At 59.3% G+C, this 19,077-nt stretch carries 18 protein-coding genes; 14 read left to right on the forward strand and 4 right to left on the reverse strand.

The genetic code is table 11. The features are described from left to right. Positions 1–195: 195 nt before the first annotated feature. Positions 196–1,428 carry a transporter associated domain-containing protein gene (locus ACA068_RS05745; RefSeq protein WP_497308292.1) on the reverse strand — a complete coding sequence of 411 codons (1,233 nt, stop codon included), beginning with the start codon at positions 1,426–1,428 and terminating at the stop codon, positions 196–198. Between the two features lie 12 nt (positions 1,429–1,440). Next, positions 1,441–2,253: a cytochrome C assembly family protein gene (locus ACA068_RS05750; RefSeq protein ID WP_497308294.1), complete on the reverse strand. Its 813-nt coding sequence runs from the start codon at positions 2,251–2,253 to the stop codon at positions 1,441–1,443. Positions 2,254–2,463: 210 nt separating this feature from the next. On the opposite strand from ACA068_RS05750, the gene ffh reads away from it, so the two are divergent. From ffh to ACA068_RS05805, 11 genes are all read left to right on the forward strand, one after another. Beyond that, on the forward strand, positions 2,464–3,840 hold the full coding sequence (ffh, locus tag ACA068_RS05755) for a signal recognition particle protein (protein WP_497308296.1): 1,377 nt from the start codon (positions 2,464–2,466) through the stop codon (positions 3,838–3,840). Between the two features lie 250 nt (positions 3,841–4,090). Next, positions 4,091–4,342: a 30S ribosomal protein S16 gene (rpsP, locus tag ACA068_RS05760; protein ID WP_010463010.1), complete on the forward strand. Its 252-nt coding sequence runs from the start codon at positions 4,091–4,093 to the stop codon at positions 4,340–4,342. A 5-nt stretch (positions 4,343–4,347) separates the two neighbouring features. Continuing rightward, positions 4,348–4,884 carry a ribosome maturation factor RimM gene (rimM, locus tag ACA068_RS05765; protein ID WP_497308298.1) on the forward strand — a complete coding sequence of 179 codons (537 nt, stop codon included), beginning with the start codon at positions 4,348–4,350 and terminating at the stop codon, positions 4,882–4,884. Next, a complete protein-coding gene (trmD, locus tag ACA068_RS05770; RefSeq protein ID WP_497308300.1) occupies positions 4,866–5,639 on the forward strand; it encodes a tRNA (guanosine(37)-N1)-methyltransferase TrmD in 774 nt (257 codons plus the stop codon). The genes rimM and trmD overlap by 19 nt, the downstream gene beginning before the upstream one ends. Positions 5,640–5,683: 44 nt before the next feature. Further along, positions 5,684–6,034, forward strand: coding sequence for a 50S ribosomal protein L19 (rplS, locus tag ACA068_RS05775; RefSeq protein ID WP_003175895.1), 351 nt, complete (start codon positions 5,684–5,686; stop codon positions 6,032–6,034). Positions 6,035–6,133: 99 nt separating this feature from the next. Beyond that, positions 6,134–7,030, forward strand: coding sequence for a site-specific tyrosine recombinase XerD (gene xerD / locus ACA068_RS05780; protein ID WP_010462986.1), 897 nt, complete (start codon positions 6,134–6,136; stop codon positions 7,028–7,030). A 314-nt stretch (positions 7,031–7,344) separates the two neighbouring features. Next, a complete protein-coding gene (gene dsbC / locus ACA068_RS05785; RefSeq protein WP_219095835.1) occupies positions 7,345–8,076 on the forward strand; it encodes a bifunctional protein-disulfide isomerase/oxidoreductase DsbC in 732 nt (243 codons plus the stop codon). 133 nt (positions 8,077–8,209) lie between these two features. After that, complete coding sequence (locus ACA068_RS05790) at positions 8,210–9,514, forward strand: homoserine dehydrogenase (protein ID WP_010462982.1); 1,305 nt, start codon at positions 8,210–8,212, stop codon at positions 9,512–9,514. Between the two features lie 66 nt (positions 9,515–9,580). Next, entirely contained in the window at positions 9,581–10,990 is a 1,410-nt protein-coding gene (gene thrC, locus ACA068_RS05795; RefSeq protein WP_497308302.1) for a threonine synthase, read from the forward strand. A gap of 121 nt (positions 10,991–11,111) precedes the next feature. Continuing rightward, positions 11,112–12,467, forward strand: a complete 1,356-nt coding sequence (locus ACA068_RS05800; RefSeq protein WP_497308304.1) for a transporter substrate-binding domain-containing protein — start codon at positions 11,112–11,114, stop codon at positions 12,465–12,467. Between the two features lie 163 nt (positions 12,468–12,630). Continuing rightward, the gene (locus ACA068_RS05805) at positions 12,631–12,918 is read left to right on the forward strand and encodes a DUF3509 domain-containing protein (RefSeq protein ID WP_497308306.1); all 288 of its coding nucleotides are present in this window, start codon (positions 12,631–12,633) and stop codon (positions 12,916–12,918) included. A gap of 169 nt (positions 12,919–13,087) precedes the next feature. Here ACA068_RS05805 and ACA068_RS05810 read toward each other — a convergent pair whose 3' ends face one another. Both ACA068_RS05810 and ACA068_RS05815 read right to left on the reverse strand, forming a co-directional pair. Beyond that, positions 13,088–14,056, reverse strand: coding sequence for a TIGR02285 family protein (locus ACA068_RS05810; protein ID WP_497308308.1), 969 nt, complete (start codon positions 14,054–14,056; stop codon positions 13,088–13,090). Next, entirely contained in the window at positions 14,010–15,209 is a 1,200-nt protein-coding gene (locus tag ACA068_RS05815; protein WP_497308310.1) for a CaiB/BaiF CoA transferase family protein, read from the reverse strand. Before ACA068_RS05815 ends, ACA068_RS05810 begins: the two co-directional genes overlap by 47 nt. 147 nt (positions 15,210–15,356) lie before the next feature. On the opposite strand from ACA068_RS05815, the gene ACA068_RS05820 reads away from it, so the two are divergent. From ACA068_RS05820 to ACA068_RS05830, 3 genes are all read left to right on the forward strand, one after another. Next, positions 15,357–15,899, forward strand: coding sequence for a YaeQ family protein (locus tag ACA068_RS05820; RefSeq protein ID WP_007897614.1), 543 nt, complete (start codon positions 15,357–15,359; stop codon positions 15,897–15,899). Between the two features lie 66 nt (positions 15,900–15,965). Then, the gene (gene recJ / locus ACA068_RS05825; RefSeq protein WP_497308312.1) at positions 15,966–17,675 is read left to right on the forward strand and encodes a single-stranded-DNA-specific exonuclease RecJ; all 1,710 of its coding nucleotides are present in this window, start codon (positions 15,966–15,968) and stop codon (positions 17,673–17,675) included. A 275-nt stretch (positions 17,676–17,950) separates the two neighbouring features. Next, positions 17,951–19,057: an NADH:flavin oxidoreductase/NADH oxidase gene (locus ACA068_RS05830; RefSeq protein ID WP_497308314.1), complete on the forward strand. Its 1,107-nt coding sequence runs from the start codon at positions 17,951–17,953 to the stop codon at positions 19,055–19,057. Positions 19,058–19,077: the final 20 nt, after the last annotated feature.

Below are 19,077 nucleotides of genomic sequence, written 5' to 3' on the forward strand. Positions count from 1 at the left end.
CAAAGACTAAGGGGTGGTAATGCAATTGTGGTGAGGGGATTTATCGAAACGTCTCACCGCCCCGTTGGGCTGCGAAGCGGCCCCAGCACTTCAAAGTCAAACCGCATGTAATTGGTTGACGACTGCTTCGCAGCCGAACGGGGATAAATCCCCTCGCCACAGATAAACCCCACACCCCAGGGCAGGTGTCAGGGTTTAGATAACGGCTGGAACCGAGCTGGTATGCCAGATCAGCACGCGCGTAACGCGATTGTCTTCCGTCTCCAGAATTTCCAGCCGATAACGCCCGATCTTCAGGCACACCGCACTGTCCGGAATCGTCTCCAGCGCCTCGGTCACCAAGCCGTTAAGGGTTTTCGGGCCGTCGCTGGGTAGTTGCCAGCCCAGGCTCTTGTTTAATTCGCGAATCGACGCCGCACCTTCGATCATCAGTCGCCCATCGGCCTGCGGGTGGATGTGCGGGTTGTCCAGGCTGTGTTGACTTTCGAATTCGCCGACGATTTCTTCGAGAATGTCTTCCAGGGTCACGATGCCGAGCACTTCGCCGTACTCGTCGACCACCATGCCCAGGCGCCGCTGCTGTTTGTGGAAATTCAGCAGTTGCAATTGCAGCGGCGTGCTTTCCGGCACGAAGTACGGCTCGTGGCTGGCGGCCAGCAGCGCTTCGCGGGTCAGGCTCGCATCGGGTAGCAAATGGCGGATCTGCCGGGTGTTGAGTACCGCTTCGACCTGGTTGATGTCGCTGTGAAACACTGGCAGGCGGGTACGCTTGTTGTTGCGCAGTTGCTCAATGATCTCTGCGAGGGAGTCGTCGAGGTTGATCCCGTCGACGTCACTGCGCGTCACCAGAATGTCGTTGACCGTGATGTTGTCGAGCGCGTGGATGCCCGCCAGCGGGTGGGGGCGGCAGACGGCTTCGTGATCGTCCTTGCGCTCGCTGGGGCTCTCGTCTTCGCTTTGTTGCACCACTTTGACCTTGCGGGCAAACGGTCGCATCAGCAGCCGGGTGAAGCCATTGAGCAGCCAGGCGGCCGGGTAGATGATTTTCAGTGGCGCGCCGAGCAGCGTGTTGCCCAGGGACAGCACTGCGTCGGGATAGCGCACGGCGAGGGTGCGCGGCAGGTAGTCGGCGAACACCAGAAGCGCGACCCCTGCACCCAGGCAGGCAATCCATGGGCCGTTTTCCGCCCAGATGAAGGTCGCCAGCAAGGTGCTGATGACCACCGCCAGTGCCCGGCACAGGGTATTGCAGAAAATCAGGCTGTTGAGCGGGAAGCTCAGTTTCGCGACCGGTTTGTCGCTGGAACGCGAGGCGGTGCGCTGGGCCAGCAAGTGCTGTTGTGCCGTTTCGATGGCGGTAAACAGCCCCGACCATAAGATCAGCAGGGCCAATACCGCGAGCATCGGCCCTATGGGCAAGTCGTCCATTAATGCCGCCCGTCAGATATGCAGGATGTATTCACGGACCAGCTTACTGCCGAAATAGGCCAGCATCAGCAGGCAGAAGCCGGCGAGGGTCCAGCGAATGGCCTTGTGTCCGCGCCAGCCGAGGCGGTTACGGCCCCATAGCAGCACGCTGAAGACGATCCAGGCCAGGCAAGCCAGCAGGGTTTTGTGCACCAGGTGCTGGGCAAACAGGTTGTCGACGAACAGCCAGCCGGAAATCAGCGATAGCGACAGCAGGGTCCAGCCGGCCCAGAGGAAGCCAAACAACAAGCTTTCCATGGTTTGCAGCGGCGGGAAGTTCTTGATCAGGCCCGACGGGTGTTTGTGCTTGAGTTGATGGTCCTGCACAAGCAGCAGCAAGGCCTGGAACATGGCGATGGTGAACATGCCGTAAGCAAGGATCGACAAGAGTATGTGGGCAAGAATACCCGGTTCTTCGTCGATGACCTGTACCGTGCCGGCGGGGGCGAACTGTGCCAGCAGTACCGTGGCTGCGCCAAGCGGGAACAGCAATATCAGCAAGTTTTCCACCGGGATCCGCGAACAGGCCAGCAGGGTCAGGGCGATGACCGCCGCGGCAATCAGGCTGGCCGCGCTGAAAAAGTCCAGGCCCAGGCCGATCGGGGTCAGCAGGTGGGTGAACAGGCTGGCGCTGTGAGCCAGCACGGCCAGTACGCCGAGCGTGACCAGCAGGCGCTTGTTCGCCTTGGCACCAGTGGCCAGGCGAGAGCCTTGATAGAGGGTCGCAGCGGCGTATAAGCAGGCGGCGGCGAGGGTAGTCAGCAAACTGGGTGACAAGGGGAGCATAAATCCTGTTAGGCAAGCCCGAAAGGCGCTGAGTTTGGCATAGAACCCCTGTAGCACGAAAGACCATGCAACCTGACGACGAGGTGTCCGCCAGACGCAGTCTTCGCTATAATCCGCGACCTGCCCACGCCGCAGGCTCGCCGAGCTCATGTTTATTCCGGTCTGGGCCGCCATTATCCCGGTCTACACAGGGCCTGAAAGGATCGCGCAATGTTTGAAAACTTAACCGACCGTCTCTCGCAGACGCTGCGCCATGTCACCGGCAAGGCCAAGCTGACCGAGGACAACATCAAAGACACCCTGCGCGAAGTGCGCATGGCGTTGCTCGAAGCCGACGTCGCCTTGCCGGTGGTGAAAGACTTCGTCAATTCGGTCAAGGAGCGCGCCGTCGGCACCGAGGTGTCTCGCAGCCTGACGCCGGGCCAGGCCTTCGTGAAGATCGTCCAGGCCGAACTCGAAAGCCTGATGGGCGCCGCCAACGAAGACCTGAACCTGAGCGCCGTTCCGCCGGCCGTGGTCCTGATGGCCGGTTTGCAGGGTGCGGGTAAAACCACCACCGTCGGCAAACTCGCGCGCTTCCTTAAAGAGCGCAAGAAGAAGTCGGTCATGGTCGTGTCCGCGGACGTTTACCGTCCGGCGGCGATCAAGCAGCTGGAAATGCTCGCCGGTGAAGTCGGCGTGACCTTCTTCCCGTCCGACCTGAGCCAGAAGCCGGTCGACATCGCGCAAGCGGCTATTAAAGAAGCAAAACTGAAATTCATCGACGTGGTCATCGTCGATACCGCCGGTCGTCTGCACATCGACGAAGAGATGATGGGCGAGATCAAGGCCTTGCACGCCGCGATCAACCCGGTCGAAACCCTGTTCGTAGTCGACGCCATGACTGGCCAGGACGCCGCCAACACGGCCAAGGCCTTCGGCGATGCATTGCCGCTGACGGGTGTGATCCTGACCAAGGTCGACGGCGATGCCCGTGGCGGTGCCGCGCTGTCGGTGCGCGCCATCACCGGCAAGCCGATCAAGTTCATCGGTATGGGCGAGAAGAGCGACGCGCTCGAGCCGTTCCACCCCGAGCGGATCGCTTCGCGCATTCTCGGCATGGGCGACGTGCTCAGTCTGATCGAACAGGCGGAAGCGACCCTCGACAAGGACAAGGCCGACAAACTGGCCAAGAAGCTGAAGAAGGGCAAGGGCTTCGACCTCGAAGACTTCCGCGATCAGCTGCAACAGATGAAGAACATGGGTGGCCTTGGCGGCCTCATGGACAAACTGCCGAACATCGGCGGCGTCAATCTGGCGCAAATGGGCAACGCCCAGGGCGCGGCAGAGAAACAGTTCAAGCAGATGGAAGCCATCATCAATTCCATGACCCCGGCCGAGCGCCGCGACCCTGAGCTGATCAGCGGTTCGCGCAAACGCCGGATCGCCATGGGCTCCGGCACTCAGGTGCAGGACATCGGTCGCTTGATCAAGCAGCACAAGCAGATGCAGAAGATGATGAAGAAATTCTCCGCAAAAGGCGGAATGGCCAAAATGATGCGCGGCATGGGCGGTATGTTGCCCGGCGGCGGCATGCCCAAGATGTAAAGAATCCGCGCCGGCAGTCATGTCGGCGCAGTACCACAGCAATGTGGGAACTCCAGCAAACCCGCACTTGGCGGGAGCTGACTGGCCGTTTTCAACGACGGCTCTATAGCAAATCTTGATGGCGACCGGAAGGCCGCCGGAAAAAGTCATTTGCAAAAGTCCGGATATTCCTTAGAATATGCGGCCTTTCGGGCAGCTATGCCCGCTGTGCCTTTAGATTTGCAGCACCGACTACAGGAACGATGTTCACATGCTAACAATCCGTCTTGCCCTTGGCGGCTCCAAAAAGCGCCCGTTTTACCACTTGACCGTAACCGACAGCCGCAACCCGCGCGACGGTTCGCACAAGGAACAGGTTGGTTTCTTCAACCCTGTTGCTCGTGGTCAAGAAGTCCGTCTGTCCGTGAACCAAGAGCGCGTAGCCTACTGGCTGAGCGTTGGTGCACAACCTTCTGAGCGTGTTGCTCAGTTGTTGAAGGATGCATCTAAGGCTGCGGCCTGAGCAATATGAGCGCGACGCCTGCCATTGCTGATGATTTGATCGTTATCGGCAAGATTTATTCTGTTCATGGCGTTCGCGGCGAAGTGAAGGTTTATTCCTTTACTGATCCGACTGAAAACCTGTTGCAGTACAAAACCTGGACGCTCAAGCGCGAAGGCAATGTGAAACAGGTCGAGCTGGTCAGCGGACGAGGGAACGACAAGTTCCTGGTCGCAAAGCTCAAGGGTCTTGATGATCGTGAAGAAGCTCGTCTTCTGGCCGGTTATGAGATCTGTGTGCCGCGCAACCTGTTCCCTGAATTGACCGACGGCGAGTACTACTGGTACCAGCTGGAAGGTCTGAAGGTTATTGATCAACTCGGGCAATTGCTTGGGGAAATCGATCATCTTCTGGAAACCGGCGCCAATGATGTAATGGTGGTCAAGCCTTGCGCTGGCAGCCTGGATGATCGCGAACGCCTGTTGCCCTATACGGAGCAATGCGTGTTGGCCGTCGACCTTGCCGCAGGCGAGATGAAGGTGGAATGGGATGCGGACTTCTAAGCGTGGCTAACTTGCGCGTAGAAGTGATCAGTTTGTTTCCCGAGATGTTTTCCGCCGTCAGCGAGTACGGCATCACCAGTCGTGCGGTGAAACAGGGGCTGTTGCAGCTCACCTGTTGGAATCCGCGAGACTACACGACGGATCGACATCACACTGTGGATGATCGCCCATTTGGCGGTGGTCCGGGCATGGTGATGAAGATCAAGCCCCTGGAAGATGCTCTGGTTCAGGCCAAGGCAGCAGCCGGGGAGGCGGCGAAGGTGATTTACCTGTCCCCCCAAGGCCGTCAACTGACTCAGTCGGCGGTACGCGAGTTGGCGAATCTGGATGCATTGATCCTTATTGCCGGCCGCTATGAAGGCATTGACGAGCGTTTTATTGAGGCTCATGTCGATGAAGAGTGGTCGATTGGCGACTATGTACTGTCTGGCGGCGAGCTGCCGGCGATGGTCCTGATCGATGCGGTTACACGACTGCTGCCTGGAGCTTTAGGGCATGCGGACTCCGCCGAGGAAGATTCCTTTACGGATGGTTTGCTGGATTGCCCGCACTACACCCGACCGGAGGTGTATGCGGATCAGCGTGTTCCCGACGTGTTGCTAAGTGGCAATCACGCGCATATCCGGCGTTGGCGTTTACAGCAGTCCCTTGGTAGGACCTTTGAACGACGCGCCGATCTTCTGGAAAGCCGCTCGCTTTCTGGAGAAGAGAAGAAGCTGCTCGAGGAATACATCCGCGAGCGGGACGATAGTTAACAACGTATCGATGGTAAATCGACGATTTACCTTAGGAGCACAGCATGACTAACAAAATCATCCTTGCACTCGAAGCAGAGCAGATGACCAAAGAGATCCCTACCTTTGCCCCGGGCGACACCATTGTCGTTCAGGTGAAAGTGAAGGAAGGCGACCGTTCGCGTCTGCAAGCGTTCGAAGGTGTTGTTATCGCCAAGCGTAACCGCGGCGTAAACAGTGCTTTCACCGTTCGTAAAATCTCCAACGGTGTTGGCGTAGAGCGTACTTTCCAGACCTACAGCCCGCAAATCGACAGCATGGCCGTTAAACGTCGCGGTGACGTACGTAAAGCCAAGCTGTACTACCTGCGTGACCTGTCCGGTAAAGCAGCTCGCATCAAGGAAAAACTGGCTTAAGTCCAGCTTCCGATGCAGAAAAAAGCAGCCTACGGGCTGCTTTTTTGTTGCCTGCGATTTATCTTCCCTGACCGTACTGTCGGTCTTGCCTGAGCCTTTATGCCCGCCATCGATCATCCATTGATAGACCAATTCCTCGACGCGCTGTGGTTGGAGAAAGGTCTTTCCGATAACACCCGCGATGCCTATCGCAGCGACCTGGCCTTGTTCAATGGCTGGTTGCAGGAAAAGGGCCTGGAACTGATCAATGCTGGCCGCGAATTGATCCTCGATCACTTGGCCTGGCGCCTGGAGCAAAACTACAAACCCCGTTCCACGGCACGATTTCTCTCCGGTGTGCGTGGCTTTTATCGTTATCTGCTGCGTGAAAAGCTGATTGCCGTCGATCCGACCCTACGTGTCGATATGCCCCAACTGGGCAGGCCGCTGCCTAAGTCTCTGTCGGAGGCAGACGTAGAAGCGCTGCTCAAGGCGCCAGACCTGAGCGAAGCCATCGGCCAACGTGACCGCGCCATGCTCGAAGTGCTTTACGCGTGTGGCTTGCGGGTGACGGAGCTGATCAGCCTGACATTGGAACAGGTCAACTTGCGTCAAGGCGTGCTGCGAGTGATGGGCAAGGGCAGCAAGGAGCGGCTGGTGCCGATGGGCGAGGAGGCGATTGTCTGGGTCGAGCGTTACATGCGTGATGGTCGCCAAGAATTGCTTGGCGGACGTCCCAGCGATGTCATGTTCCCCAGTCAGCGCGGCGAGCAGATGACCCGCCAGACCTTCTGGCACCGCATCAAGCACCAGGCCAAGGTCGCCGGGATCGGCAAGTCGCTGTCGCCGCACACCTTGCGTCACGCTTTCGCCACGCACCTGCTCAACCACGGCGCCGACTTGCGAGTGGTGCAAATGCTGCTTGGCCACAGCGACCTGTCGACCACCCAGATCTACACCCATGTCGCCCGCGCCCGCTTGCAGGACTTGCACGCCAAACACCATCCGCGCGGCTGACGGATGGAACAAATCACCGGTGGCGAGGAAGCTTGCTCCCGCTGGGGCGCGAAGCGACCCCAAAACCATGGACCACGGCTAATCAGGAAAATCGAGGTGCCTGTTTTACGACTGCTGCGCAGTCGAGCGGGAGCAAGCTCCCTCGCCACAACAAGTGTTATCAGATACGCACCATTATGTGTGTTGCGTCAGGCGCATTCGGCCACAGGGGGCTTATGTGGTAGGCTTTGCCGGTTTGCACGATGGGCGGTTATGACCCGGTGTTTCGGCACGGGCGTTCTGATCGTCCCATTTGTCCGCCTTCAGGAGTTCTCATGCGTCTGATCCAGATTTTCGCCGCCGCAGCCATTGCGTTGGTCAGTACCTTTGCCGTCGCCGATGACGCGGCCGACAAAGCCATTCGTAAAAGCCTGGAAAACCTCCAGCTGGAAGTACCCGTAGAAAGCATCTCCGCCAGTCCGCTGCCGGGCCTGTACGAAGTCAAACTGCAAGGCAGTCGCGTGCTCTACGCCAGCGCCGATGGCCAATACGTGGTGCAGGGCTACCTGTTCCAGCTCAAGGACGGCAAACCGGTCAACCTGACCGAGAAGACCGAACGCCTGGGCGTGTCCAAACTGGTCAACGCCATCCCGGTTGCAGAAACCGTGGTCTACCCGGCGATCGGCGAAACCAAATCGCACATCACCGTGTTCACCGACACTACCTGCCCGTACTGCCACAAACTGCACGCCGAAGTGCCTGAGCTGAACAAGCGCGGCATCGAAGTGCGTTACGTCGCGTTCCCGCGCCAGGGCCTGGGCTCGCCGGGTGACGAACAGCTGCAAGCGGTCTGGTGCTCGAAAGACAAGAAAGCTGCCATGGACAAAATGGTCGACGGCAAGGAAATCAAGGCCGCCAAATGCGATAACCCGGTTTCCAAGCAGTTCGCACTGGGTCAGTCGATCGGCGTGAACGGCACACCGGCCATCGTTTTGGCTGACGGTCAGGTCATTCCGGGCTACCAGCCTGCGCCACAAGTCGCCAAACTGGCGCTGGGCGCGAAATAATTCGCATCGTCACGGCCAGCCTTTGACGATCATGGTCCGGCGGCACCATTTGCCGGGCCATTAATAGAGAGCCGCGAGTATGCGGCTGTTTTCACGGCCGGCCTTGAGTCGGCCGTTTTATGGGGAGTTCACAGTGAAACCGGTCAAAGTAGGCATCTGTGGGTTAGGGACCGTCGGTGGCGGTACCTTCAACGTACTTCAGCGCAACGCCGAGGAAATTGCTCGTCGTGCCGGGCGTGGAATCGAAGTGGCACAAATTGCCATGCGCACGCCAAAGCCTCAGTTCCAAACGACCGGTATTGCGATTACCAACGATGTCTTCGAAGTGGCCACGAACCCTGAGATCGACATCGTTATAGAGCTGATGGGCGGCTACACCGTTGCCCGCGAGCTGGTACTCAAGGCCATCGAGAATGGCAAGCATGTGGTCACCGCGAACAAGGCACTGATCGCCGTTCACGGTAATGAGATTTTCGCCAAGGCACGCGAGAAAGGCGTGATCGTGGCGTTCGAAGCGGCTGTGGCCGGTGGCATTCCGGTGATCAAGGCGATCCGTGAAGGCCTGTCCGCCAACCGCATCAACTGGGTTGCCGGGATCATCAACGGCACCGGCAACTTCATCCTCACCGAAATGCGTGAGAAAGGTCGCACCTTCGAAGACGTACTCGCCGAGGCGCAAGCCCTGGGTTACGCCGAAGCCGATCCGACCTTCGACGTTGAAGGCATCGACGCGGCCCACAAGCTGACGATCCTGGCCTCCATCGCCTTTGGCATTCCGCTGCAGTTCGACAAGGCTTACACCGAAGGCATCACCAAGCTGACCACCGCTGACGTGAACTACGCCGAAGCGCTGGGCTATCGCATCAAGCACCTCGGCGTCGCTCGCAGCACCGCGTCCGGCATCGAACTGCGCGTGCACCCGACGCTGATTCCGGCCGATCGCCTGATCGCCAACGTCAACGGCGTGATGAACGCGGTGATGGTCAACGGTGATGCGGCCGGTTCGACCCTGTTCTACGGCGCGGGCGCCGGCATGGAACCGACCGCTTCGTCGGTGATCGCCGACCTGGTGGACGTGGTTCGCGCCATGACCTCCGACCCGGAAAACCGTGTGCCGCACCTGGCCTTCCAGCCGGATTCACTGTCGGCGCACCCGATCCTGCCGATCGAGGCCTGCGAAAGCGCTTACTACCTGCGCATTCAGGCGAAAGACCATCCGGGCGTACTGGCCCAGGTCGCGAGCATCCTGTCGGAGCGTGGCATCAACATCGAATCGATCATGCAGAAAGAAGTCGAAGAGCATGACGGTCTGGTGCCGATGATCCTGCTGACCCACCGTGTACTGGAGCAGCACATGAACGACGCGATCGCCGCGCTGGAAGCCCTGGCAGGTGTGGTCGGTCCGGTCGTTCGGATCCGCGTCGAGCACCTGAACTAAGCCGTTATCGTTCACCGGGCCTGCGTGCGGGCCCGGGTTTGCGAACACTGTCTATTGGAGCCAGTCATGCGTTATATCAGTACCCGCGGCCAGGCACCGGCCCTGAATTTCGAAGATGTCCTGCTGGCCGGTCTTGCCACCGACGGCGGTCTGTACGTCCCGGAAAACCTGCCACGTTTCACCCAGGAAGAAATCGCTTCCTGGGCTGGCCTGCCGTATCACGAGCTGGCCTTCCGGGTGATGCGCCCGTTCGTCACCGGCAGCATCCCTGACGCCGATTTCAAAAAGATCCTTGAAGAAACCTACGGTGTGTTCTCGCATAGCGCCGTGGCACCGTTGCGTCAGCTGAATGGCAACGAATGGGTGCTGGAGCTGTTCCACGGCCCGACCCTGGCGTTCAAGGACTTCGCTCTGCAGCTGCTTGGTCGTTTGCTCGACTATGTGCTGGAAAAACGTGGCGAGCGCGTGGTCATCGTCGGCGCCACCTCCGGTGATACCGGTTCGGCCGCCATCGAAGGCTGCAAGCACTGCGAAAACGTCGACATCTTCATCCTGCACCCGCACAACCGCGTGTCCGAAGTGCAGCGTCGGCAGATGACCACTCTTTTCGGCGAGAACATCCACAACATCGCCATTGAAGGCAACTTCGATGACTGCCAGGAAATGGTCAAGGCCAGCTTCGCCGACCAGAGCTTCCTCAAGGGCACGCGTCTGGTGGCGGTGAACTCGATCAACTGGGCGCGGATCATGGCCCAGATCGTCTACTACTTCCACGCAGCCCTGCAGTTGGGCGGCCCGGCGCGTTCGGTGTCGTTCTCGGTGCCGACGGGCAACTTCGGCGACATCTTCGCCGGTTACCTGGCGCGCAACATGGGCCTGCCGATCAATCAGTTGATCGTCGCCACCAACCGCAACGACATCCTGCACCGCTTCATGAGCGGCAACCAGTACGTCAAGGAAACCCTGCACGCCACGCTGTCGCCGTCGATGGACATCATGGTGTCGTCGAACTTCGAGCGTCTGCTGTTCGACCTGCACGGTCGCAACGGCGCAGCGATTGCCGGTTTGATGGACAACTTCAAGCAAGGTGGCGGTTTCAGCGTCGAACAGGAACGCTGGACCGAAGCCCGCAAACTGTTCGATTCCCTGGCCTTGGATGACGCCCAAACCTGCGAAACCATTGCCGAAGTCTACGAGCAAACCGGCGAACTGCTGGATCCGCACACCGCTATCGGTGTGAAGGCTGCGCGCGAATGCCGTCGTAGCCTGGATATTCCAATGGTGATCCTCGGTACGGCCCATCCGGTCAAATTCCCGGAAGCAGTGGAGAAAGCCGGTGTAGGAAAAGCGCTCGAACTACCTGCACATCTTTCTGATTTGTTTGAGCGAGATGAGCGTTGCACCGTGTTGCCGAACGATTTGAAAGCCGTGCAGGCCTTTGTCAGTCAGCATGGCAACCGCGGCAAGCCTCTGTAACCGGTAAAAGCTGTCACATTTTGAAGCCCGTCTCCTGACGGGCTTTCTCATTTCTGCATGCCACACTTGTCTCGTTTTCGCCCCAGAAAGGATGGGCGAGTTGATTGCGAAGGAAGTGGTAATGCTGTTTTTCAGAGGGTTAAAACCAGCCGTGTGCTGGATGTTTTTGATCGGCGTTCTGGGCTTTGTTCAAGAAGGGGCGGCCGCGCAATTGGCGACGCCCGAGTCCAGGGGGGCGGGCGTCGGCGCAACCATCGAACTGGATGCTCTGGAATTGAAGTGGATTGCCGAGCACCCGCAAGTCATCGTCTCGTCGGTGCAATACCCGCTTTATCTGTTCAAGGATGAACACGGTCAGTGGAGCGGTCTGAACAACGATCTGCTCAATCGCATCAGTGCCATGACGGGCTTGCAGTTTGTTCACGAAGAGTCGTTTTCCACCGATCAGCTGCTTGGGCGTCTGGAAAGTGGCGAGGCGGACATGAGCACAACGCTGGCAATGAATGACGAGCGTAAGGCGTTCCTGGATTTCAGTCATGCATTCGGTGGCGCTGGATGGGTGTTTGTCGGACGGGCAGGCGCACCGGTCGTGCACGATCTGGCGCAGTTGGCGAAAAAAGTACTGGTGTTGCCGGCCCGGCATGCACTCGAAGGCACGATTCGCCGCGACTACCCGGCGATCGAGTTGCGTACGGTCAAGACTTACGCTGAAGCCAGGGCGCTGGTTGAAAGTGGTGAAGCCTTTGCCACCATCGAAAATGAAATCGGAGCGCAGCTCTATCCGTTGGGGCAGCTCAAGGTCGGGCGCGGTTTGGAGGGCAAATGGGAGGCCGATCACCTTGCGGTACGCAAAGGTCAGTCGCCGTTGCTGAGCATTCTCAACAAGGCGCTGGAGGCCTTTCCTGCGGCCGACTTGCGTGCCATTCGCCTGAAATGGCTCAACGGTATCGCTCCCGTCGAGTCACCTTCTCGCTGGCGGCAGATGACTCACTGGGTATGCTGGGGCATGTTTATCGTCAGCCTGTTCGGACTGCTTTCCTTGCTCTGGAACCGCAGGCTCGCGGCGCTGATCAAGCAACGCGTAGACGCTGAGAAGGGACTCGGCGATCAGCTTGCTTTCCAGCATGCGTTGATTGACGCCATGCCCGATCCGATGTTTGTCCGTGATCTGCAAGGGCGTTTGATCATGTGCAACAAAAGTTATGAGGAGAGCCTCGGCACCCGTCTTGACCAGGTTCAGGGGCGACAGCTGGTTGAGCTCGAAGTGCTGCCGGCGGAAACCGCAGCGCTGCTGCATGCTGAATTCATGGCGCAGATGGAGACTCGAAAGCCACGCTTCAGTGAACGTCAATTGCTGTTCAACAACGGTGTCCGGGACATCTACCAGTGGACGGTGCCGTTTTACAGCGCCGATGGCCAATTGCGAGGGTTGCTGGGGGGATGGACTGATATCGGCCACCGGACAAGGCAACTGTGAATCGGCTGTTTTTTCCCTGTCATCTTTGCCGTGCATGCTCTATCGACCAGGGACGCCGACGCGTCTGCACCTGGAATCCAGAACTTTCTTCTCGGGCCAGTGGTCATTTATTGTGAACACGCCCCAAGGCACTTTGTTTTCGGACTATTGAGTGGTGATCGAGATGGAAAGTATCAGTCTATTGCTCGGTGAGGCTCTGAGCCCGTATCAGGTCACGCTGACCCCGTCGGGCGCCCATGGCGAATGCCTGGTGACACTGAAGAATGCGGCCGGCGAGATCGTGGTCGAACGGGCGTTCAATCAAGCCCAGTTAACCGATTACCGTCTGCTGACGGATGTCGTCGACGGCTTGCACCGCGACGTACTGATTGCCGAAGGACGGCTGGAACCCTGCGTCATCGCGGCGCTGCGCAATGCGGCTCAGGATAAGGTCCTGGCCAGTCGAAATTGAATTGTTCTTTTGTGGGAACCTTCCTGCACTCAGGTCGTCAGACCATGTAACAGCAGGATCAAGCATTGTGCTCCGGTGCTTGTAGCTTGCTGCCACTGGTCGTTATGTAGGCCACGTTTAACCCCGAGTCGTCTCCCCACTTCTCGGGGTTTCTTTTGCCTGCGATTTGTCACGGCTGCGCCTGACGCTCGAAGAACACTCGGGATTCTTCGAGGTAAGCACTGCGACTTTCCGGGTCGAGCCACGCGGCGTAAGCCTCGCTCAACTGGTCGCGGGGCAGTTTGCGCAGCAGCTGATTGATCTCGACGATCGCTTGCCGGCCCTTGGGTGTGTCGGTACAGCCGATGTAACCGGACAAGAATTTTTCCGCTCCACGAATCGGGTAAAACTGCAGCTCATCCTCCGCGATTCCCTGCTGCTGGGCCTGGTAACGGATTTCCGGGCGATAGCCCAGTAGCAGGCGCAATCGTCCCAGACGTTGCATTTGCAGGAGACTGCCCAAGGCGTCGTTGCCGTAGTGCAGCGTCAGCGCGTCGGGCGGCGCTTGCTTGAGCAGTGCGTCGAGGTACTCACCATAGTTGCGCTCGGCGATGATGCCCAGCTTCTCGCGGCCACTGGCGAGCAGGGCGGCCAAGTCCAGTTCACCGTCCTGGATAAAGGGTGTCAGCGTCTCACGATCCACGCGCCGAACCGCCACACCATTACTCATCGCCCGAAAAACCGGAATGGAAAACGCAATCCAGCGCTCGCGCTCCTTGCTTTTGTTCAGCGCCGCGTCGCACGTGAGGGAGGGCTCGTGGAGCATTTGCAAGCCGCGAGCGCGATTGACCCGCATCAGCGTGTGTTCGTATTGCGGCATGCCGGCGATCAACAGCGGCAACAGTTGGTCGATAACGCCCTGGCGTTTTTTCGGTCCTTCGAAGATCGTCAATGGCGGCAAATCACGCATCAGCCAGATCAGCGTTTCCTTGGGTTGCGCCATCGCGGATGGTGCCAGCCCGGCGAGCAGAAGCGTAACCAGCAACGCGCGCACTACCCGCCCGCCATGCGCCAGGCAGAATCTGATGGACTGCGCTAGCCGGCGCCTCAGCTTAGATGGCTCCGTCTTTGCGCAGTTGTGCAATCTGCGACGCGTCATAGCCAAGTTCCTGGAGTACCTGTGCGTTGTGCTCACCCAGTTGTGGCCCGACCCATTCGCAATCGCCGGGTGTATCAGAGAGTTTCGGCACAATCCCCGGCATCTTGAAGTCTTTACCATCCGGCAGCTTGGCCTGCAGGAACATTTCCCGGGCCAGATACTGCGGATCACTGAACATGTCTTCGGCGCTGAAGATCCGGCTGACGGGCACATCGGCCTGATTCAGCTGCGCCAGCACGGTGTCCAGCGGCAGCGAATTGACCCAGCGATCGATCACCCCGTAAATCTCGTCACGGCGGCTGTCGCGTCCGTCGTTGCTGGACAGCACTGGGTCGTTGGCCAGGTCTTCACGACCGATGACCAGCATGAAGCGTTTGAAGATTGCATCGCCATTGGCGCCGATCTGCACGTGCTTGCCGTCGGCGCTGGTGTGGATCGAGGAGGGCGTAATGCCCGGCATGATATTGCCGGTGCGTTCACGGATGAAACCGAATACATCGAACTCCGGGACCATGCTTTCCATCATGGCGAAAATCGCTTCATACAGCGCCACGTCCACCACTTGGCCCTGGCCACCGTTGACCTCGCGATGACGCAACGCCATCAGCGCGCCAATCACACCCCACAGCGCGGCAATCGAGTCGCCGATGGAAATCCCGGTGCGCACCGGTGGCCGGTCCTCGAAACCGGTGATGTAGCGCAGGCCGCCCATGGATTCACCGACGGCACCAAAACCAGGTTGATCTTTCATCGGCCCGGTCTGACCGAACCCCGACAGCCGCACCATTACCAGTTTCGGGTTGAGGGCGTGCAGGACGTCCCAGCCCAGGCCGAGCTTTTCCAACACGCCAGGGCGAAAGTTCTCGATCAGGATGTCCGCTTCGCTCAGCAGTTTTTTCAGAATCGCGAGGCCATCCGGGTGTTTCAGGTTCAGGGTCAGGGACTTTTTGTTGCGCGCCTGCACGAACCACCACAGCGAGGTGCCTTCGTAGAGTTTTCGCCATTTGCGCAGCGGATCACCGCCGTCGGGGGATTCGATCTTGATCACTTCGGCGCCGAACTCACCGCAAATGCGCGAGGCAAACGGCCCGGCGATCAAGGTGCCCAATTCGATGACTTTCAGACCTGAGAGCGGTTTGGCGGTGAACGGCATACTGGATCCTGTAGGACAAAGGCTGAGCGGATATAGCCTTTTAACATAGCCCAACGTCAGACGAGCAAGGTTCCTCGCCTTCTATTCGTTGATTGACTACTGCATCGGTTAGACTTGCCGCCTTTCCTCGTATCAAGAAGCCCGTTCATGGCCCAGCCGTCCACGACCTACAAGTTTGAACTGAACCTCACCGACCTCGACCGCAGCGTCTACGAGAGCGTGAAGCAGACCATCGCCCGTCACCCTTCGGAAACCGAAGAGCGCATGACCGTGCGGCTGCTGGCCTACGCCTTCTGGTACAACGAGCAGCTGTCGTTCGGTCGCGGTCTGTCAGACGTGGATGAACCCGCCCTGTGGGAAAAGAGCCTGGATGACCGTGTCCTGCACTGGATCGAAGTCGGCCAGCCAGACGCCGATCGTCTGACCTGGTGCTCGCGCCGTACCGAGCGCACCAGCTTGTTGGCCTACGGCAGTCTGCGCGTCTGGGAAACCAAGGTGATCCCGGCGATCAAGAACCTGAAAAACGTGCACATCGCAGCCGTGCCTCAGGAAGTGTTGGAAACCCTCGCCAAGGACATGCCCCGTGTTATCAAGTGGGACGTGATGATCAGCGAAGGGACGATTTTCGTCACCGACGACCGGGGTCAGCACGAAGTCCAGTTGCAGTGGCTGAGCGGCGAACGCGGCTGATTTTTCGCCGTTCATCCGCGTTATCCGGTTTTATCCTACGTATTCAAGAGAAGCACCTGTCACCCCATGCGCATCGAACCTCGCCTGTTGCCCGACACCCTGCCATTCCTCGGTGATCTGCCGCCGCTGCTGACGCGTCTTTACGCGGCGCGGGGCGTGCAATCCGAGGCGGAACTGGACAAGAGCCTGGCGCGGCTGATTCCGTTCCAGCAGCTCAAAGGCATGGATGCGGCGGTGGATTTGCTGGTCACGGCGTTGGAACAGCGCCAGCGGATTCTGATTGTCGGCGACTTCGACGCCGATGGCGCGACGGCCAGTACCGTGGGCGTGCTGGGGTTGCGGCTGCTGGGCGCGGCGCATGTCGATTATCTGGTGCCGAACCGATTCGAGTATGGCTATGGCCTGACCCCGGAAATCGTTGAAGTGGCGCTGACACGCACGCCGCAGTTGCTGATCACCGTGGACAACGGCATTTCCAGCGTCGAAGGCGTGGCGGCGGCGAAAAAGGCTGGCCTCAACGTGCTGGTCACCGACCACCACTTGCCCGGCGACGAACTGCCGTTGGCCGATGCTATCGTCAATCCGAACCAGCCCGGTTGCGAGTTTCCGAGCAAGGCACTGGCCGGCGTCGGGGTTATTTTCTATGTGTTGATGGCCCTGCGCGCGCGTTTGCGCAGCCTCGGCTGGTACGCAAACACGCCGCAGCCGAACATCGGCGAGTTGCTGGACCTGGTGGCGCTGGGCAGTGTTGCCGACGTTGTGCCGCTGGATGCCAACAATCGGATTCTGGTGCACCAAGGCCTGGAGCGGATTCGCGCCGGCCGCGCCCGTCCGGGCATCAAGGCGATTCTCGAAGTCGCCAAGCGTGAGCCGGCGCGCATCACCTCGACCGACCTGGGCTTCATTGTCGGCCCGCGCCTGAATGCGGCGGGGCGCCTGGATGACATGAGCCTGGGCATCGAATGCCTGATCACCGACGACGCAGGCTTGGCGCGGGAAATGGCCGTGCAGCTCGACGGTATGAACCAGGACCGCAAGTCCATCGAGCAGGGCATGCAGCGTGAAGCGCTGGCTCAGCTCAAGGATTTGCCGGTCGAGTCGATGCCGTTCGGCTTGTGCCTGTTTGATCCCGAGTGGCACCAGGGGGTCATCGGCATCCTCGCTTCGCGTATGAAAGAGCGTTATTTCCGTCCGACCATTGCCTTTGCCGATGCCGGTGATGGTTTGCTCAAGGGCTCGGGGCGTTCGGTTCAGGGTTTCCACATCCGTGACGCCCTGAGCGTGGTGGCCGCGCAGCATCCGAACCTGATCAGCAAGTACGGCGGCCACGCCATGGCGGCCGGTTTGACCTTGCCGGAAGCGAATTTTCCGCTGTTCGCCGAGGCCTTTGACGCAGAAGTGCGCAGGCAATTGCGCGAAGAAGACCTGACCGGGCGTCTGTTGTCGGACGGGGTTTTGGCGGTCGAAGAATTCCATCTCGAACTGGCCCGTGCCCTGCGCCATGCCGGACCTTGGGGGCAGCACTTCCCTGAACCTTTGTTTCATGGCGTGTTTCAGTTGGTTGAACAGCGCGTGGTCGGCGAGCGGCACCTCAAAGTGGTGCTCAAAAGTGAATGTGGCTCGGTGAAGCTTGATGGCATTGCCTTCGGCATCGACCGCGACATCTGGCCGAACCCGACCATCAAATGGGTGGAACTGGCCTACAAACTCGACCTCAACGAGTTTCGCGGGAACGAGACCGTTCAGTTGATGATTGCCCACATCGAACCGCGTTGACACCATCGCGGGCAAGTCGAATCGTCGCACCGCTCGCAGGTATCAGTGATCCGTAGGAGCGAGGCTTGCCCGCGAAAACGATCTTTCTGACAGCCAATCCCTCGGAACCCTCCCTCATCCCCCGATGTCGACTAGGCTCTAAGCACTGCTTGATAATCCTTGTGACGTCTCGTCCAATTTTTGCCCGCGGGGGCGGGTGCTGCGCCTTTTTCCTGTCACTCGTCGACTTTTCAAACAGAACCCTGGAGCCTGCCCACTGATTCGAGAGGTGCCCCATGAGTCTGCTGCTTGAACCCTATACCCTTCGTCAATTGACCCTGCTCAACCGCATTGCCGTGTCACCGATGTGCCAGTACTCCAGCGTCGATGGGCTGGCCAATGACTGGCACCTGGTCCACCTCGGCAGCCGCGCCGTCGGCGGGGCCGGTCTGATTTTTACCGAAGCCACGGCGGTCACGGCCGACGGGCGCATCACCGCCGAGGACCTCGGCTTGTGGAATGACGAACAGATCGAACCCCTGCAACGCATCACGCGCTTCATTGCCGCTCAGGGCGCCGTGGCGGGCATTCAACTGGCCCACGCCGGGCGCAAGGCCAGCACCCATCGGCCGTGGATCGGCAAGCATGGCAGCGTCAAACCCGAAGACGGCGGCTGGGTGCCTGTAGGGCCTTCGCCGATTGCTTTCGACCCGCAGCACACCCATCCGAAGCAGCTTGATGAAAGCGAGATCGCCGAAGTTATTCAGGCCTTTGTCGCCTCAGCCAAGCGAGCGCTGACGGCCGGTTTCAAAGTGGTCGAAGTGCACGCTGCTCACGGTTACCTGCTGCATCAGTTTCTTTCGCCATTGAGCAATCAGCGACGCGATCAATATGGCGGCTCTTTCGAGAACCGGATCCGGCTGGTGCTGCAAGTCACCGAAGCGGTGCGTGCAGTCTGGCCTGAGGAGCTGCCTGTGTTTGTGCGAGTGTCGGCCACCGATTGGGTGGAAGACGGCTGGAACCCGGATGAAACGGTGGAGCTGGCGCGGCGCCTGAAAGATCTGGGTGTGGACCTGATTGATGTCTCGTCGGGCGGTACCGCAGCCAACGCGGAGATTCCTACAGGTCCGGGCTATCAGACCCGGTTCGCCGAACGGGTGCGCAAGGAGTCAGGCATCGCCACCGGCACGGTCGGAATGATTACCGAACCGGCCCAGGCCGAGCACATTTTGCGCACCTGCCAGGCGGACATCATTTTCCTCGCCCGGGAGCTGTTGCGCGATCCATATTGGCCGTTGCATGCAGATGATGATTTGGGTGGTCGCAAGGCCGTCTGGCCTGCGCAGTATCAACGGGCGACCCATCGGGATCAGCCGATTCATGAGTCTGATTTGCGCGACTGAATGCGGCTGTAAAAGCAAAA

The sequence above is a fragment of the Pseudomonas sp. LBUM1660 genome, from assembly GCF_059695935.1.

Coding starts and splice junctions, on each gene's coding strand:
- rplS (WP_003175895.1), top strand. CDS start 5,684: ATGACTAACAAAATCATCCTTGCACTCGAAGCAGAGCAGATGACCAAA.
- ACA068_RS05745 (WP_497308292.1), bottom strand. CDS start 1,428: ATGGACGACTTGCCCATAGGGCCGATGCTCGCGGTATTGGCCCTGCTG.
- ACA068_RS05830 (WP_497308314.1), top strand. CDS start 17,951: ATGAGTCTGCTGCTTGAACCCTATACCCTTCGTCAATTGACCCTGCTC.
- ACA068_RS05750 (WP_497308294.1), bottom strand. CDS start 2,253: ATGCTCCCCTTGTCACCCAGTTTGCTGACTACCCTCGCCGCCGCCTGC.
- ACA068_RS05815 (WP_497308310.1), bottom strand. CDS start 15,209: ATGCCGTTCACCGCCAAACCGCTCTCAGGTCTGAAAGTCATCGAATTG.
- ACA068_RS05810 (WP_497308308.1), bottom strand. CDS start 14,056: ATGACGCGTCGCAGATTGCACAACTGCGCAAAGACGGAGCCATCTAAG.
- recJ (WP_497308312.1), top strand. CDS start 15,966: ATGCGCATCGAACCTCGCCTGTTGCCCGACACCCTGCCATTCCTCGGT.
- xerD (WP_010462986.1), top strand. CDS start 6,134: ATGCCCGCCATCGATCATCCATTGATAGACCAATTCCTCGACGCGCTG.
- dsbC (WP_219095835.1), top strand. CDS start 7,345: ATGCGTCTGATCCAGATTTTCGCCGCCGCAGCCATTGCGTTGGTCAGT.
- trmD (WP_497308300.1), top strand. CDS start 4,866: ATGGGATGCGGACTTCTAAGCGTGGCTAACTTGCGCGTAGAAGTGATC.
- rpsP (WP_010463010.1), top strand. CDS start 4,091: ATGCTAACAATCCGTCTTGCCCTTGGCGGCTCCAAAAAGCGCCCGTTT.
- ACA068_RS05805 (WP_497308306.1), top strand. CDS start 12,631: ATGGAAAGTATCAGTCTATTGCTCGGTGAGGCTCTGAGCCCGTATCAG.
- thrC (WP_497308302.1), top strand. CDS start 9,581: ATGCGTTATATCAGTACCCGCGGCCAGGCACCGGCCCTGAATTTCGAA.
- ffh (WP_497308296.1), top strand. CDS start 2,464: ATGTTTGAAAACTTAACCGACCGTCTCTCGCAGACGCTGCGCCATGTC.
- ACA068_RS05820 (WP_007897614.1), top strand. CDS start 15,357: ATGGCCCAGCCGTCCACGACCTACAAGTTTGAACTGAACCTCACCGAC.
- rimM (WP_497308298.1), top strand. CDS start 4,348: ATGAGCGCGACGCCTGCCATTGCTGATGATTTGATCGTTATCGGCAAG.
- ACA068_RS05800 (WP_497308304.1), top strand. CDS start 11,112: ATGCTGTTTTTCAGAGGGTTAAAACCAGCCGTGTGCTGGATGTTTTTG.